Here is a 14,782-nt window from a genome sequence, read left to right on the forward strand (position 1 = left end):
GTTGTTTGCCTGGGTTGGCTGGGTGTGCTGGCTGGGTGGGCCGGGTCCCTTCGCGTTGGTCGATAGCCCAAAGTCGATAGGCCGTTGCGTTGGTCGATAGGACGGCGGATTTTTGGGAAAATCGTGCCCTATCGACTTTGAGCTATCGACCAACGCCCAAATGTGCCCCTCAAATCCTGGACCATGAAGTGGCTGCAGGGCCACGTGGACTCAATCTGGGAGACGTACATTGAAACGCAAGCATTCACTTCGGTTTAACATCGGTGTCGCGGACCTCGCAAGAGCCGCCGAATTCTTCACCGCGATTGGCTTTCAACAGGACTCTCAAATGCCTTCGGCTATGGTCCGCGTGGTCCTCCCTGATGGCAGTTACATCATGCTATTTCCTCATGAAACGATGGCTCAGTTCCTTCCTGTCGAGTATGAAAATAGCCGCACTGAGGTGTTGATCAGCATTGGGGTAGAGAGTGCCGATGACGTGGTTGCGATAATTGAAAAGGTCGAGGCTGCCGGTGGCACTGTCACCGCACCCCCTATGGAATTCAACGGGTTCTACGGCGCTGGCTTCACTGATTTGGACGGACACCACTTTAACCTCCTTGTGGTACCCAAGAGCTAATGCTTCGGAACTTGCACTTACAACTCACGATTCGCTGGTACGCGAGTATTGCAGCGTAGACGGTTGGAGGCGGCCGTCATTAGAGATTGAATATCGGAATCGCCCGGGGACTTCGTCCTTGAGGCGTCCAAATGTGCATGAAAATTGCCGCCAAAGGAAATCTCACACTTGATACATTGAGACAAATGTTGCAGGTCAAAATCGTTTAGGGGTCAATCCAGTATCATTGCAGTTCAATGGGGATTCTTTGGGGTAGGTTTTACTGATAGCTCTCTGATAATCTCTAAGCATTATGCTGAATAAGTCCCTATCTCATCCCAGAAGACTGTCCCTTGGCTTGGTCGTGGCAGTCGTGCTCTCACTCATCGCTTCGATGTTTTCGCCCGTCATTCCTGCAATGGCGCAGGAAGAAGACCCATACAAGCTTGTTTTGCGGGTGGGCACCAGAGACTCCGTGATCGCCGAAGGTGCAGTGCCAAAGACTGACTACTTCACCGGTGAACAAATCCCCGCTACCGCCCGTTTTGAGGCATCAGGAACCCTGGTGGATTTGCAGAATCCAACCATCAGGATTGTGGTTCCAAAAATTGCGCCGGTGAATCCGGATGTTCCAAACACGGCGGATAAATACCTCACCAAACCAGACTTTGTATCTTCTGGTCAGGCAGTTGCTGAACGCCGTGGTGAAGACGCCACCTCGTGGTGGATCGAGTATGACTTCCTCAATATCAAGGGCGGCACAAACCTTGAGTACCCTTTCCCATTTAGGTTCCGAAACTTAGTGACGCCTGATGGGACAACTGTCACCCCGGTAGTTACACTTCTCGATGGGAACGGGGACATCCTCCTCGAAGAATCTGTTACCTTCACCGCGAAGGCTAGTTCGGAATACACCAGTGAAAAACGATCCGCCGTTGGTCCTACCTGGACCAGTGATAATGAAGGTAAGGTGCATCCTGAAACCGGTGAACGGGCATATGAGCTTCCTACGTACCGTACATACCAAACTGTTGAGGCATTTGAGGCTGCAAAGCCTCTCTTGGACGCAATGCCTACTGATACTCTTCGCACTTATCGAATCTGTGCAGTAAATCGTCAACAAGCCGGCGCCAGCGCTGGTGTGGGCGAGTATAGGGCTCAAACACTCAAGATTGTTGATCGCCTCCCTGAGCATGCAAAGTGGCTGCCCAACCAGAATGTTAACCGTGGCTGGGTGTATGACGAAGCAACGCACACAGCAACCTTCACCGGGAGAATTACCACCGATGCAAACAGTCTTTGCAAGCAAATGATGCTTGATTTTTCCGGGGCGCCAATTTCTGAAAATGGCTATACCTGCAATGCGGCTGGAACGGATTGCTCCACCGTCGGTCCGGCGATTCTGCATGTGAACTATGCACAGGTGACTCTGGATGAGGGACTTGAAAGTGAAGAGATTCACCCAGAGGTGAAGTGGGATCACACCTTTCACGTTCGGCATGTAACGTCTATCCACAGGGCTGAATATAGAAATAATTTCGAAAAATATGTAACCGATCATGAACGAGTCAATAGGCCGCACTCTTATTTCAACGGTGACATCTGGGACAGGACCATTAAGGTAGATAGTTCGCGCCCTGATTCCTTGGTATATCGAATCCGTTTTGGAAACACAAACAACGGACAAACGTTTAAGCAGCCTGGGCTGCCCGTTTTTGGTGGGACACACGACTTCATCCAACAGATTGAAGATAAGCAGCTCGACGAGCGTTTGTATATTCAGGGCATCACATTTGATGTCACTGGCGGGCACAGCAATACGGCCCCAGAGCGTACGCAGGCGCAAACACGCCAATCATTCATCGATGCGGGACCAAAGCTTTACGGCGTATTGGCGGATGGATCCGAAGAGCTCATCCCAGAGGAAGTAAAGCCGGCAAACCGTATTGTGCTGAACGACACCGAGCGAAAGTACACCGGCTGGAAACTCAAGTTTGATAACCCGTTGGAAATTGACAACTTTGACCTCTACTCCTCCATTTATGTGTACCCAACCGTGCAAGAAATGAAGGATTGGGCTGACGGGAAATATACAGGACAGCAGAAGTATTACAACGGCGCGCAAATAACGTACCAAACTGGGCGCACGCCCCACACTCAGCAAACCGATGAGAATGGGAACGTCACTTGGGTTCCTGGTGAACTCCAAATGAACCCTGAAATTAAGACCACCAAGTACGACTACCAAGAAGACAACAACTGGATCAGCATTACACCTGTGACGGCTCGTATTCGGCAGGTCAGCTCAAACAACCAGACGGTCACGTACGTTAACTGTGAACGTGATCTCGGAACAGAGGGGCAACTGACCACCGCGAACTGTTCGCGCCTTCGTGAGTTCAGGCAGGTTACCACGAGCGACGACAAAACGCTCGGTAGATGGGCAGGTATGACCGAGCCTGCAAAGAACTTCAAGCAGATTGTGCTGCTGCCACCGGGCGTCGAATACCGCTACACCAACGGCACTGCCCCAACGACAAAGATCATCCCGAACTTCCGCAACACGGGCAAGACCGCCGTTGTGTATGAATACGGTGATGTGGATATGAAAGTCGCAAAAACAGCTCTCCCGGTCCTGGATACCACGTTGTATGCAAATGACGGCGCAAACGTCGTGGAGTTCTACTCGGTATGGGATAACAATGAATCGGAAATTGGCGCCCATGCGGATCAGAGCCGTTACCAAGACACTTTGGATTTGGACGGCGACGGAAACACCACAGAGTACTTCCTGAAAACTACAAACACCATCACTTTTATTCCGCCCGCTGAAGTGCTGATGAAGAAGATGGTGTCCCTGGACGGCAAGGCCTGGATGCTTGAGGCACCAGCGCAAGATTTGGGCGGCGATCTCTACTACAAACTGACCATCGCAAATGGTGACCGCGTACCGTTGAGGCGAGTATTCATCATCGATGTGTTGCCGCATCTGCAGGACCACACGATTGTTGATGGCCAACTGCCTGACGGCGGCGTCGGATATGCCCCACGTTGGTGGAACAAAGTTGATCCGGAAACGGGTGAAGTTACTAGGGTAGAGCACTCTGCTTACACGACGCCGCTGGTCAAGGCCATCGAAGATGTGGAACAAAATGCTGGATTGACCAAGTTCACTTTCCTCTACAGTGTCACTCCTCAGGGTGCTGATCTTGCATCTGTGCGTGATGCCGAGTGGCTTACTAAAGATGCGTTTGTTGCGCAATACGGAAATACCCCGGAAGCGTGGGCAAAGGTGACCTCTTTCAAGACACAGCTCAAGGACGGCCAGCAGTTGGAGCCCAAGGAGAGCGCCAACATTGTTGTGCAATCGGTCATCCCATACAACGATGCTACGAAGCAGCTTGAGGTTGGTTCAAAGGCAGTGAACTCCGGTGCGCTGTCTACTACTAACGTGGGCTACCTCGAGGCCAATAATGTGCGTTCGGAAATCGTGAAGTACTCCGTAGAGGGCATTGTTTGGGTGGACTCGGAGTCCGATAGCAAGGCTGGCGAACAAGAGCGCAGGCTCGAGGGTTACAAGGTCCAACTCATCGATGCGACCACTGGTGAGGTGGCAACGGCTCCCGACGGCACCCCGTATGAGAAAACCACGGATGCTAAGGGTCACTACTGGTTTGATGTGTACAAGCGTGGCAACTACAAGGTGCAATTCACGCTGCAAAATGCGGACACCTTCACCGAGTACCTTGAATTGTCTCCTGAAGCGCTTCGCGATGAGGCTCAGAAACGAGTTGATTCACATGCACAGCCAGCAGATGAAAAGGACACGCAAGCCACTACGGATACGTTCAGCCTGAACCCTGACGTTGTCCATGAAATTCGTAATGCCGGAATCATCTTGGGAACGGTACCTGTGACGCTGGCTAAAGTGGATGAATTCTGTGTGCCTGTTGAGGGCGTGAAGTTCGTGCTCACCTGGGATCGCCCACTCGAAGGGCAAAATGCTCCGGCCGAAAAGCCTGGTCCTTTTCCCGGTACCTCGGACAAAGACGGCAATATCACCTTTGAAAACGTGCCAATGGGTGTGTACCAACTCACCGAAGACGGTCAGTCCACCCCGCAGCGCCTGCAAACACTCCAGGGTGCAATCACGGTTACGGTGAATGATCAAGGAGTCACCCACACCGCGGGTGAGCTCTCCACGGGCGCTAATGAGGCGTGCGCTGAGGCGAAGCGCGAGTTCACCTCCGACATCGTGGTAGAGAATCAGGTGAAGCGCGGCAGCGTCAAGATTGTGAAGCAGGACGCGGACCGGGACGGCATCAAGCTTGAAGGTGCGGTGTTCCAATTGCTTGACGCAGAAGGAAATGAAATCCTCGACCCGAAGACCAACAGCCCGCGCTATGTTTCCTCGGCAACCAACGAACAGGGTGAAACCATCATCGAGGGCGTGCTGTGGGGTGAGTACAAGCTGAAGGAAGTCACGCCTCCTGCTAACTACCTGCCTTCTGCTGAACTGATTGACATTAGAATTGCTGATCACGAGCAGGTTGTTGAACGGGTTGTTGAAAACACTGTGTTCAAGGGATCCGTGAAGGCGCAGAAGATCGGGCGTCCAATCAACGAACCCCTCGCCGGAGTGGAGTTCACCCTCACCCCGAAGGATGCCCCTGGTGCTCAGCAGCTCAAGGCCACAACGGGTGCCGATGGCGTTGTGATTTTTAATGACGTTCGTTACGGAACCTATATCCTCCGGGAGAGCAAGTCCCTTGAAAACTACCAACTATCAGCAGAAACTGATGGTCGCGAGGTCAAGGTAGAGCAAAATGGTCAAGAGGTGGATCTCACTGATCCGTTCTTCAATGACATGAAGAGGGGAAGCCTCAGCCTCACCAAGGTGGATGCGGACCACACTCAACAGCCGCTTGCCGGCGCCACGTTTGGGCTGTTTGCCCAAGACCGGGAGACGGCGCGTAATGCCTACCTGGCCACGCGAGCAGAGGGCGATGCAACCGATCCCACCACTGACCCGAACTGGGCATGGGAGAACCTTGAGCTCTACACGGCTGCGTCGGGCGTGGACGGAAAGGTGGAATTCCCGGAGGTTGTCTACGGCAATTACACCTTGAAGGAAACGGCCACTGCAGAATCCCACATTCTCCTGGATAAGACTTTCCCAGTAAGCATTGATCGTCACGGCAAGCACATTGACCTCGGCTCGGTAGAAAACGTGGTAAAGCGGGCAGATGTGAAGATCGTCAAGCACAACGCTTGGGCAGACTCCCTCGAGGGTGCTGAATTCGAATTGAGGCAAGGCGAGCAGGTGGTGGCTACGGCAAGCACCGACGCCAACGGTGTGGCGGTGTTCGAGCGCGTAGCGTTCGGTGACTACACCGTTGTAGAAACCGTGGCTCCCGCCGGCTATCAGCTCAACGGCGGCGAACCAGTTGCGGTGGCCGTGAGGGACGAGGGCGTGACCGTAGACCTCACCGCTACGCCTGTGGTCAATCCGATCATCACGGGCTCAGTGAAGCTGCACAAGGTTAGCGGTGATGACGGAACCGACTTTGCCGGCGCGACGTTCGGTCTCTTCCCCGTGGATCAAACAACCGCCCGTAATGCGGTGAAGGAGTCCGTGCGCAGCGGTGCTCAATTTGATGCGGGAGTGCTCCAGCCTGGCGATGAAGACAACCCCGATTGGGATTGGCAATCGGCGCCCGCCTACATTGCCACCTCTGCCGCTGACGGCTCGGTCATCTTCGACGGCGTGGTTTATGGCACCTATGAGCTGCGCGAAATCTCCACTAAGGACTCCCATGTCTTGCTTTCCGCGGTGGTTAAGGTCACCATCTCGGAGCAGGGACAAGTGGTGGATGCCGGCACAATTGAGAACTTCCTCAAGCGCGGCAGCATTGAGTTACGCAAGGTCGATTCCTCCGGCGCCCCGCTGCAAGGTGCAACCTTCGAGCTGCGCCGGGAGGGCACGGCCGTGGCTACGGCAATTTCCGACGCCACCGGTTTGGTGCGCTTCGCAGATGTCCCTTACGGCGAATATGCGGTGGTAGAAACCAAGGCCCCAGCTGGATACCTTCTGGACAAGCAGGAACGCCTTGCCGCCATTGTTGATGATGGAGAACTCTATTTCCTTGGTGACGTGGTGAACGTGGAAGTCGGAGTTGCCATCATTCCTGGTGCCGCTCCGAACCAAGAATCCGGACCTGAGAATCACCCGGATGGGGTGGGACAAAAGAAGCCACGAGCGTTGGCACTCACCGGCTTTGATGCCTCAACCCTGTTGCTTCTGGCGCTTGCTGTAACTGCGCTCGGTGCGCTGATCGTGGCAATCCGAAAGAAGAAGGCCTAGGCATTCCAGTACAAGCGGCTCCCCGCAATCACGTGATAAGGGGAGCCGCTTGGCGTGTGTGCAGTGCGGCGCTGACGGATGATGTTGTTTGAGGTGTTGATGCGTTGGTCGATAGGACGTGTTAGTCGATAGCCCAAAGTCGATAGGACGCCGCGTTGGTCGATAGGACGGCGGATTTTTGGGAAAATCGTGTCCTATCGACTTTAAGCTATCGACTTACGCCAAAAGCCCCCCAAAACCCATGCCCTCCACACACTCCGCAAAGCGGATTTCCGCTTCCGCCCAGGTGACGGCGCCAGTAAGTGTGCGCTGCACCAACCACCCGCTGAACAGCACAGATAAAGCAAATCCCCCGGCCAATCATGGCCAGGGGAAATGCAGTCGGTCGGGATAACAGGATTTGAACCTGCGACCCCCTCGTCCCGAACGAGGTGCGCTACCAAGCTGCGCCATATCCCGCGGCAAGAGGTGAACGCTCAGTGCTCATCTGCTGCGTGTTTGAAGTTACTCCTGAAGGCACCGCACAACAAATCGCAACAACAAACCCCCAAACTCACTCCACTTCCACGATCCGCAGCAATGTGGCAGAAGGCCGGTTGAAAAGCCGGAAGGGCACAAAACGGGAGGACCCCAGGCCGTTGCTCACGTGCATCCACATCGGGCCAAAACGGTGCAGGCCGTTGGCGCGTTCGCGGTCGATGCCGCAGTTCGTCACAATGGCGCGCCCGCCAGGCAGGCACAACTGGCCGCCGTGGGTGTGCCCGGACAGGGAGAGCTGGTACCCGTCCTCGGCAAAGGCGCTCAGCACCCGTGGCTCGGGGGAGTGCACCAGAGCAAGGCTTAGGTCAGCGTCGGGATTGGGAGCGCCGGCGACCTCGGAGTAGTCATCCAGGTTGTGGTGGGGGTCGTCCACGCCAGCGGCCGCGATGCGCACCGGGCCCACCTGAAACTCGTGGCGCGCCTGGTTGGCGTCGCGCCAACCGTGCTCCACAAACACCGCCCGCATCCCCTTCCACGGCAGTTCCACGGTGCTCGGGGTGCGCTTTTTGCCCATGAGGTACACAAAGGGGTTCACCATCTTCGGGGCAAAGTAATCATTGGTGCCAAACACAAACAGGCCCGGCTTGCGCAGCAATGGTTCGAGCGCACGGATCACGCCTGGCACGCCTTTCGGGTCGGAGAGGTTGTCACCGGTGTTCACCACCAGGTCGGGGTTGAGCTGCGCAAGCCCGCGTACCCAGTCCTGCTTGCGAGTCTGGCCGGCTACCATATGGAGGTCAGAAACGTGCAGGATGCGGAATTCTTTGTTCCCGCGCAGCGTGCCTTTTGCCAGCAGCGGTACGGTGAGCTCTTTCAGCTCAAACTGGGCGGTTTCGCGCCATGCCCAGGCGAGGATTCCTGCACCCAGAGCGGTGGCGGCGGCACTGGTGATGGCTAGAGTTTTGGGGAACGTAGACACCAACTCAGTGTAACGCCCCTTGAGTAGGATGAAGCCCATGAGCCAATTGAAAGAAACCATCCGTGAAGATCTGAACACCTCCATGAAGGCGCGCGACAAAGTCCGCACCGGCACCCTACGCATGCTGCTCGCCGCCATCACCATGGAGGAAACTACAGGTCAAAAGCATGAGGTTTCCGACGAAGACGTGTTGAAAGTCATCGCCAGGGAAATTAAAAAGCGCCGCGAGTCAGCCGAGGTCTATACTTCCGCCGGCCGCGAGGAACTGGCAGCCAACGAACTCGAAGAGGCAGCGGTCCTTGAGGCGTACCAGCCAGCGCAGCTTGACGACGCCGAACTGGCAGAGCTGGTCGCGGCCGCCGTTGCGGAGGTTGGGGCTTCCTCCATGCAGCAAATGGGCCAAGTGATGGGTGTGGCTACGAAGAAAGCCGCCGGCCGAGCAGACGGTAAGCGGCTTTCCGCAGCGGTGCGCACCGCGCTGAGTTCATAAGGGGAACTAGAAACCAAAGAGCTCCTGGAGCTGCTGGGTGAGATTATCCAGCTCATCCTGGGTGAATTCCGGTTCGTCTGGTTGCACCGTGAGGGTTGGGCGCGGGGAGGTGCCGTCGGAAAGGTACAGCGTGATTGTTGCGCCTTCCTGCAGCGGGGTGGGTACTGCCGCGCGCATCACGGTGCCGCGCGTGCTGCCGTCGCCGGTTTGGTATTGGGTGCTCACCCGATAGCCTGCGGCGGTGAGTTGGCGGCGGGCGTCCTCCTCAGTGTGGCCCTCGAGGTCCCGCGCAAGCTGGGCAGATGCGCCTAGGGCGAAGCTTTCGTTCATCCTTGGCAGCGTGCCGGAAGTCGCGCCGGCGGTGCCGCCTGCGGCCATGAACCAGGTGCGTGCCGGCTCGCCGCCACCGAACAGGGTGCCGGAGGAGCACTGCACAACGGGGCTGGTGCAGAGCGGGGAGATGGTGGTGCCGTCATTGTAGATGTAGGTCGCGGCGGCGAAGTTGCTGTTGAAGCCCAGGAATGCGGCAGATTGGTTGGACTCCGTGGTGCCCGTCTTGGCCGCGACTTGAGCCTGCCAACCTGCGGCGCTGGCGGCGTCGGCAGCGGTGCCTCGCGTGGCGTCCTGGCCCATGCCGTTTGCCAGGGCGCGGGCGATCTCGGCGTCAATTGCCTGCTCGCAGGCGGGGGTTTCCAGGTAAACCTGGTTGCCGTCGGCGTCCGTGACCTCGCGGATGGGGCTCGGCTCGCACCAGCGGCCCTCCGAGGCCAAGGTGGCGGCGACGTTGGAAAGCTCCAAGGCATTCACGGCGGTGGGGCCGAGCGTGTAGGAGCCGAGGTTGTGCTCCTTGACGTAGTCGGCCACGGAGGCCTGGCCGTCAAAGCTGCCGGCGTCGGTGTAGCTGCGCAGGCCTAGGGCCACGGAGATGTCCACCACGCGTTCCACGCCTACTTCCTCCAGCAGCTTCACAAAGGAAGTGTTGGGGGATTGGGCAAGGTTGTCGCGCAGAGACATGCTTGAGGCGTAGCTGCCGGAGTTTTCCACGCAGTAGGAGCCTGCTGGGCAGTTGTCGGCGCCGCCCTCACCCATGCCGCGCGCCTCGTAGCGCCGGGGGACGTCGATCATTGTGTCCAAACCATAGCCGGCTTCAAGCGCTGCCGCCGCTGTGAAAATCTTGAACACCGAGCCTGCGCCGTTGCCCACCAGCGATGACGGCTGCGGCAGCATGGTCTCGCCATTTTCCAAGTCCAGGCCATAATTCCTGGAGCTTGCCATGGCGCGGATCGCACGGGAGTCCTCGCCGGGTTCGATGATGTTCATCACCTCGGCCACACCCTGAGTCTGTGGGTTGACGTACGTTTGCAGCGCATTCACGGCCGCTTCCTGGACGGCCGGCTCCAAGGTGGTGCGGATCGTGTAGGCGCCGGAAGTGAGGGTGTCCTGGGAGATGCCCTTCTCATCGAGGTACTGCAGCACATAATCACAGAAGAATCCGGCGGAGCCCGCAACAATGCAGCCGTTTGGCATGCCCTGGGGTTCCTCCAGCACGCCGAGCGGCTCAAGCTGCAGCGCCTCAAGATCGGCGGGCTGAATGCTGCCGACGTCCGCCATCGCTGCAAGCACCGTATTCCGCCGCTGCAGCGTGGCATCGGGGTTGGTGTACGGGTTGAGTGCGGAGGTGGATTGCACGATGCCCGCGAGCATGGCTGCCTGCGGAACGCTCAGCTCCGCGGCGGAGATGCCAAAGTAGGTGCGTGCCGCCGCCTCAATGCCAAAGGCGCCGTTGCCGTAAGGGATGAGGTTGAGGTAGCGGGTAAGGATCTCATCTTTGCTGAGTGTGGCGTCAATTTCCGAGGCCATGCGCATTTCCCGCAGCTTGCGTGGAATGGACGTTTCAATGGCCGCGGCCTGCTCATCCTCGGTTTTGCTGGTGACAAACAGCAAATAGTTCTTCACATACTGCTGGTCAATGGTGGATGCGCCCTGGGCGATGCCGCCGGCAAAAATGTTGCTCGCCATCGCGCGGAGATTGCCTTGGATGTCCACACCGTTGTGCTCGTAGAAGCGGCGGTCCTCAATGGCAACGATCGCGTCCTTCATGGGCTGGGCGATCTGATCGGAAGGCACTTCGAAGCGGCGCTGGGCGTAGATCCAGGCGATCGGGTCATCGTTGGCGTCCAGGATGGTGGTCACCCCCGGCGCTTGGCCTTGGGTGATGTCTTCCAGATTGGACTGCATCGTGGCATTGGTGCGGTCTACCACTACGGCGCCCACGGCGGCGATGGGGGTAAGCGCAATGGCGCTTGCCAAGCCAGCCGCAAGGGTTGCGCCCACGATGTTTCTCAATGCTTTCCAGGTTTGCACGCAGTCCACCCTAATGAATGTGCCAGCGTGCGGGAAGTGCCGCGGCTGGAAAAGGGTGCTTTTCTTGTGCCGTGGTGCGTGGAGTTTCGGGGGTGGCGCTCAGTCACTCCCGATGTGATCCCTATACAAGCCCTATACAGCCCCCAGTGTGGGGGAGGGGGAAATTCCCCCTGTTTTGTGACCCATTCGACTTTCCTTAACAAGTGTGAATAGACTTACAAGGGTCAGTTTGGCTATCGGCAAGGAGTTTGGACATTATGACCGCATCCCTCATGACCAGCGCAAACCGCTACTCCTACGGTTCTTCAACTGCATCCTCAAGTGTATCTGCTGCAAACGCGGGAGCCACTGGCCTGATCGATCGCGAGGACTGGGTCATGCTCGCCGCTTGCCGCCACGGCGACCCTGACGCCCTTTTTGTTCGCGGTGCCGCGCAGCGTCGGGCCGCGGAAATTTGCAGCCAGTGCCCGGTCCTCATGAACTGCCGCGCAGACGCTCTGGATAACCGCGTGGAATTCGGCGTGTGGGGCGGGCTCACCGAGCGCCAGCGGCGCGCGATCCTGCGCAAGAACCCCCACGTGGAAAGCTGGGCGGATTACTTCGCCCAGGGTGGCGACCCCGTAATGTAGTTCCATTCAGTAGTTCCATTCAGTGGAGCTGCTCAATCCTCCCACAACGTGGGTATGGTTGTTTCCATGAAGAAATGGGAATACGCCACTGTGCCACTGCTCACGCACGCAACCAAGCAAATTTTGGACACCTGGGGTGAAGACGGCTGGGAGCTCGTCTCCGTAGTTCCTGGGCCAAACCCAGAAAACGTGGTTGCCTACATGAAGCGTGAGGTTGCCTAACATGTCTGTGAGTGACCAGCTCAAAGCCGCCGGGATTACCCTTCCCGCCGTAGCTGCCCCCGTTGCCGCATACGTTCCGGCGGTGCAGGCCGGCAATCAGGTGTGGACTTCCGGCCAGCTTCCCTTCGTTGATGGTGCCCTGCCCAAGACTGGCAAGGTGGGCGCGGAAGTGACCGCCGCTGAGGCCGAGGAATACGCGCGGATCGCCGTGCTCAACGCCCTCGCCGCCGTGGATGCACTGGTGGGTATTGATAACGTCACCCGCGTGCTCAAAGTGGTGGGCTTTGTTGCCTCCGCCGAGGGTTTCACTGGTCAGCCCGCCGTGATCAACGGCGCTTCCAACACCATCGCGGAGATCTTCGGGGAACAGGGCGCGCATGCCCGCAGCGCCGTGGGTGTAGCGGAGCTGCCGCTGGGCTCCCCGGTTGAGGTGGAAATTGTGGTTGAGGTTTCTTAGCCTCCCGCAGCCTCCCGCACACGCCCGTTCCGACGCTGCCAAGGTGGGGTCTTGGGGGCGTCGGCACGCGCCTTGCGGAAACTTCTAGTGCGGATTCAATGGAAAAGCTAAGCTAGTGTGCATGGAGCATCCTGCTTACAGTCAACTACGCCCTGTGACGCCCTCCGCAGCAGTGGTGCTGTGCCCCAATCCCGGCTACAGCTCCCTTGAGGGAACGAACTCGTGGGTTATCCGCGGCCCCGAGGACCCAAACAGCATTGTGATCGACCCCGGCCCCTACGACGAGGGTCATCTCAACGTCCTGAACTCCAAAGCGGAGCAGGTGGCGCTGGTGCTGCTGACCCACCGCCACCACGACCACGCCGACGGAGCCCAACGCTTCCACCAGCTCACCGGCGCGCCCGTGCGTGCGATGGATCCCTCGTACTGCTACGGCGGCGAGGCCCTGCAACCTGGGGAAATCATCACTGTCCCGGGTGTGACCCCGCAGATCGAGGTGGTGGCCACGCCAGGGCACACCGGCGACAGCGTATGCTTCTTCATTTGGTCCGGGGTGGCGGGCGAATCCACTCTTGAGGGCATCGCTACTGGTGACACCATCGCAGGGCGCCACACCACCATGATCTCCGAAACCGACGGTGACCTGGGCGCATACCTGGACACCTTAGAACTCTTGGAACGCCGTGGCAAAGGCGTGAAGCTGCTGCCAGGCCACGGTCCTGATGGTGACGACGTTGCAAGCTATGCGCAGTGGTACGCCGAACGCCGCCGCCAACGCCTCGAGCAGATCGTGGCCGCCCGGGAGAAGCTGGGCAAAGATGTGGGCATTAAGACCCTCATCGACGAGATTTATGACGACGTAGACCCAGTCCTGCGCGGGGCGGCGGAGCAGTCCACCCGGGTGGCGCTGCGCTACCTGGAGCAGCAGGAAAGCTAGTTCGTTCAGCAGACTGGAGGAACACCAAAACCCCCTTTTCGAGCCCCTCATGAACAAGGGCCCGAAAAGGGGGTTTGGTTTGCTGTTTAGCGGGCGCGCTTTGCCAGGTGCTCGGTGTCCACGATGAGCACGGACTTGCCTTCAAGGCGGATCCAACCGCGGTGGGCAAAGGTGGCAAGGGCCTTGTTCACGGTCTCCCTGGATGCGCCCACGAGCTGGGCGATTTCTTCCTGGGTGAGGTCGTGGTTCACGCGCAGCGCGCCGCCCTCTTGGGAGCCAAAGCGGTTGGCGAGCTGCAGGAGGGTCTTTGCTACGCGGCCTGGGACGTCGGTGAAGATGAGGTCTGCCAGGGAGGCGTTGGTGCGGCGCAGGCGGCGGGCCAGCACGCGCAGGAGCTGCTCGGAGATCTCCGGGTGCTCCTCGATCCACTTGTGCAGCATCTCGGAGTTCATGGTTGCTGCGTGGACCTCGGTGACGCACACTGCGGAGGAGGTGCGTGGCCCTGGGTCGAAGATGGACAGCTCGCCGAACATGTCCGAAGGGCCCATCACGGTGAGGAGGTTTTCACGGCCGTCGAGTGAGTGGCGCGCCAGCTTCACCTTGCCGGAGGTGATGATGTAGAGGCGGTCTCCTGGCTCACCCTCTTCAAAGATCGTTGCGCCGCGGGGGAACCGAACCGTTTCCAGCTCTTGGATCAGGTTGTTCACCGCTACCGGATCGACACCCTGAAAGATGCCTGCGCGGGACAGGATTTCATGCACGCCATCCACTGAGATGTACTCCCTCTAGTAATCACAACGAAGGCATACTGCAGAACTGAAAAAACGCCTCGTTGAAGCTTTTTGAAGACTAAGTGTTACTGCCGTGCGCGGCGCCTCTGGTGGGGGTGCCGCGTCGTACTCCCCACACCTTACTATGTGAAACATCACTTTGGCACATTATTTGTGAAGTTTTCTAGAAAAACCGGACATATCCGGTATTTTTGATAATTTTTGCTAACGCGGCCAACGGGCTCTAAATATGCTGCTTAAGCGTCATTTTCGGGGGTTGTTGGCAGTGGTTCGGAAATGCCCGTTTGGTTGGTTTCATCTGGGGTATGCAGGATTGCCCGCTCCAGGCGATCCATCCACAGCAGGAACAGGGCCAGGAATACGGGGGTGGCAATGACCAAAAACACACTCATGAGCATTGAGCTTAGCGCGGCGAGCGGCAGAAAGAGGTGGGGAGGTGCCGGAAAGGTGGGAAGGGTGGGAGGCTGTCTC

10 protein-coding genes, 1 tRNA gene and 1 pseudogene are annotated in these 14,782 nt (G+C 57.9%); 7 read left to right on the forward strand and 5 right to left on the reverse strand.

Features of this window, described 5'->3' with window-relative positions; all coding sequences use genetic code 11:
- Nucleotides 1–229 precede the first annotated feature (229 nt).
- Nucleotides 230–619 carry a VOC family protein gene (locus tag NQ050_RS10375; RefSeq protein ID WP_257039260.1) on the forward strand — a complete coding sequence of 130 codons (390 nt, stop codon included), beginning with the start codon at nt 230–232 and terminating at the stop codon, nt 617–619.
- Nucleotides 620–992: 373 nt separating this feature from the next.
- The gene (locus NQ050_RS10380; RefSeq protein WP_257039261.1) at nt 993–6,962 is read left to right on the forward strand and encodes a SpaA isopeptide-forming pilin-related protein; all 5,970 of its coding nucleotides are present in this window, start codon (nt 993–995) and stop codon (nt 6,960–6,962) included.
- Nucleotides 6,963–7,347: 385 nt separating this feature from the next.
- On the opposite strand, the gene NQ050_RS10385 is transcribed toward NQ050_RS10380, so the two are convergent.
- Together NQ050_RS10385 and NQ050_RS10390 are read right to left on the reverse strand one after the other, a co-directional pair.
- Nucleotides 7,348–7,421, reverse strand: a tRNA-Pro gene (locus tag NQ050_RS10385).
- Nucleotides 7,422–7,515: 94 nt separating this feature from the next.
- A complete protein-coding gene (locus tag NQ050_RS10390) occupies nt 7,516–8,460 on the reverse strand; it encodes a metallophosphoesterase (protein ID WP_306428447.1) in 945 nt (314 codons plus the stop codon).
- Here NQ050_RS10390 and NQ050_RS10395 point away from each other — a divergent pair.
- Nucleotides 8,459–8,911, forward strand: a complete 453-nt coding sequence (locus tag NQ050_RS10395) for a GatB/YqeY domain-containing protein (protein WP_257039262.1) — start codon at nt 8,459–8,461, stop codon at nt 8,909–8,911. The genes NQ050_RS10390 and NQ050_RS10395 overlap by 2 nt on opposite strands.
- A 6-nt stretch (nt 8,912–8,917) precedes the next feature.
- Here the strand turns inward: NQ050_RS10395 and NQ050_RS10400 are convergent, their stop codons facing one another.
- Nucleotides 8,918–11,275 (reverse strand): transglycosylase domain-containing protein, encoded by a 2,358-nt coding sequence (locus NQ050_RS10400; RefSeq protein WP_257039263.1) that lies wholly within the window; start codon nt 11,273–11,275, stop codon nt 8,918–8,920.
- A 377-nt stretch (nt 11,276–11,652) separates the two neighbouring features.
- Between NQ050_RS10400 and NQ050_RS10405 the strand changes: the two genes are divergently transcribed.
- The 4 genes from NQ050_RS10405 (at nt 11,653) to NQ050_RS10420 (ending at nt 13,520) form a co-directional block, all read left to right on the forward strand.
- A complete protein-coding gene (locus tag NQ050_RS10405) occupies nt 11,653–11,904 on the forward strand; it encodes a WhiB family transcriptional regulator (RefSeq protein WP_257039270.1) in 252 nt (83 codons plus the stop codon).
- A gap of 66 nt (nt 11,905–11,970) precedes the next feature.
- Nucleotides 11,971–12,126 (forward strand): DUF4177 domain-containing protein, encoded by a 156-nt coding sequence (locus NQ050_RS10410; RefSeq protein WP_257039264.1) that lies wholly within the window; start codon nt 11,971–11,973, stop codon nt 12,124–12,126.
- Nucleotide 12,127: 1 nt separating this feature from the next.
- Nucleotides 12,128–12,583: a RidA family protein gene (locus NQ050_RS10415; RefSeq protein WP_257039265.1), complete on the forward strand. Its 456-nt coding sequence runs from the start codon at nt 12,128–12,130 to the stop codon at nt 12,581–12,583.
- A gap of 121 nt (nt 12,584–12,704) precedes the next feature.
- Nucleotides 12,705–13,520 carry an MBL fold metallo-hydrolase gene (locus NQ050_RS10420; RefSeq protein WP_257039267.1) on the forward strand — a complete coding sequence of 272 codons (816 nt, stop codon included), beginning with the start codon at nt 12,705–12,707 and terminating at the stop codon, nt 13,518–13,520.
- A gap of 86 nt (nt 13,521–13,606) precedes the next feature.
- Here NQ050_RS10420 and glxR read toward each other — a convergent pair whose 3' ends face one another.
- On the reverse strand, nt 13,607–14,290 hold the full coding sequence (gene glxR, locus NQ050_RS10425) for a CRP-like cAMP-activated global transcriptional regulator GlxR (protein WP_257039268.1): 684 nt from the start codon (nt 14,288–14,290) through the stop codon (nt 13,607–13,609).
- A 257-nt stretch (nt 14,291–14,547) separates the two neighbouring features.
- A pseudogene (locus NQ050_RS10430) lies at nt 14,548–14,782 on the reverse strand (hypothetical protein); the annotation flags it as partial.

This window comes from Corynebacterium sp. 122RC1, assembly GCF_024580955.1.
In the GTDB taxonomy this organism is placed as follows: domain Bacteria; phylum Actinomycetota; class Actinomycetes; order Mycobacteriales; family Mycobacteriaceae; genus Corynebacterium; species Corynebacterium kozikiae.

What these genes read in the sequence shown, in the direction of transcription:
- NQ050_RS10380 (WP_257039261.1), top strand. Translation starts at nt 993, where the DNA reads ATGTTTTCGCCCGTCATTCCTGCAATGGCGCAGGAAGAAGACCCATAC.
- NQ050_RS10395 (WP_257039262.1), top strand. Translation starts at nt 8,459, where the DNA reads ATGAGCCAATTGAAAGAAACCATCCGTGAAGATCTGAACACCTCCATG.
- NQ050_RS10390 (WP_306428447.1), bottom strand. Translation starts at nt 8,460, where the DNA reads ATGGGCTTCATCCTACTCAAGGGGCGTTACACTGAGTTGGTGTCTACG.
- NQ050_RS10405 (WP_257039270.1), top strand. Translation starts at nt 11,653, where the DNA reads ATGCTCGCCGCTTGCCGCCACGGCGACCCTGACGCCCTTTTTGTTCGC.
- NQ050_RS10410 (WP_257039264.1), top strand. Translation starts at nt 11,971, where the DNA reads ATGAAGAAATGGGAATACGCCACTGTGCCACTGCTCACGCACGCAACC.
- NQ050_RS10415 (WP_257039265.1), top strand. Translation starts at nt 12,128, where the DNA reads ATGTCTGTGAGTGACCAGCTCAAAGCCGCCGGGATTACCCTTCCCGCC.
- NQ050_RS10420 (WP_257039267.1), top strand. Translation starts at nt 12,705, where the DNA reads ATGGAGCATCCTGCTTACAGTCAACTACGCCCTGTGACGCCCTCCGCA.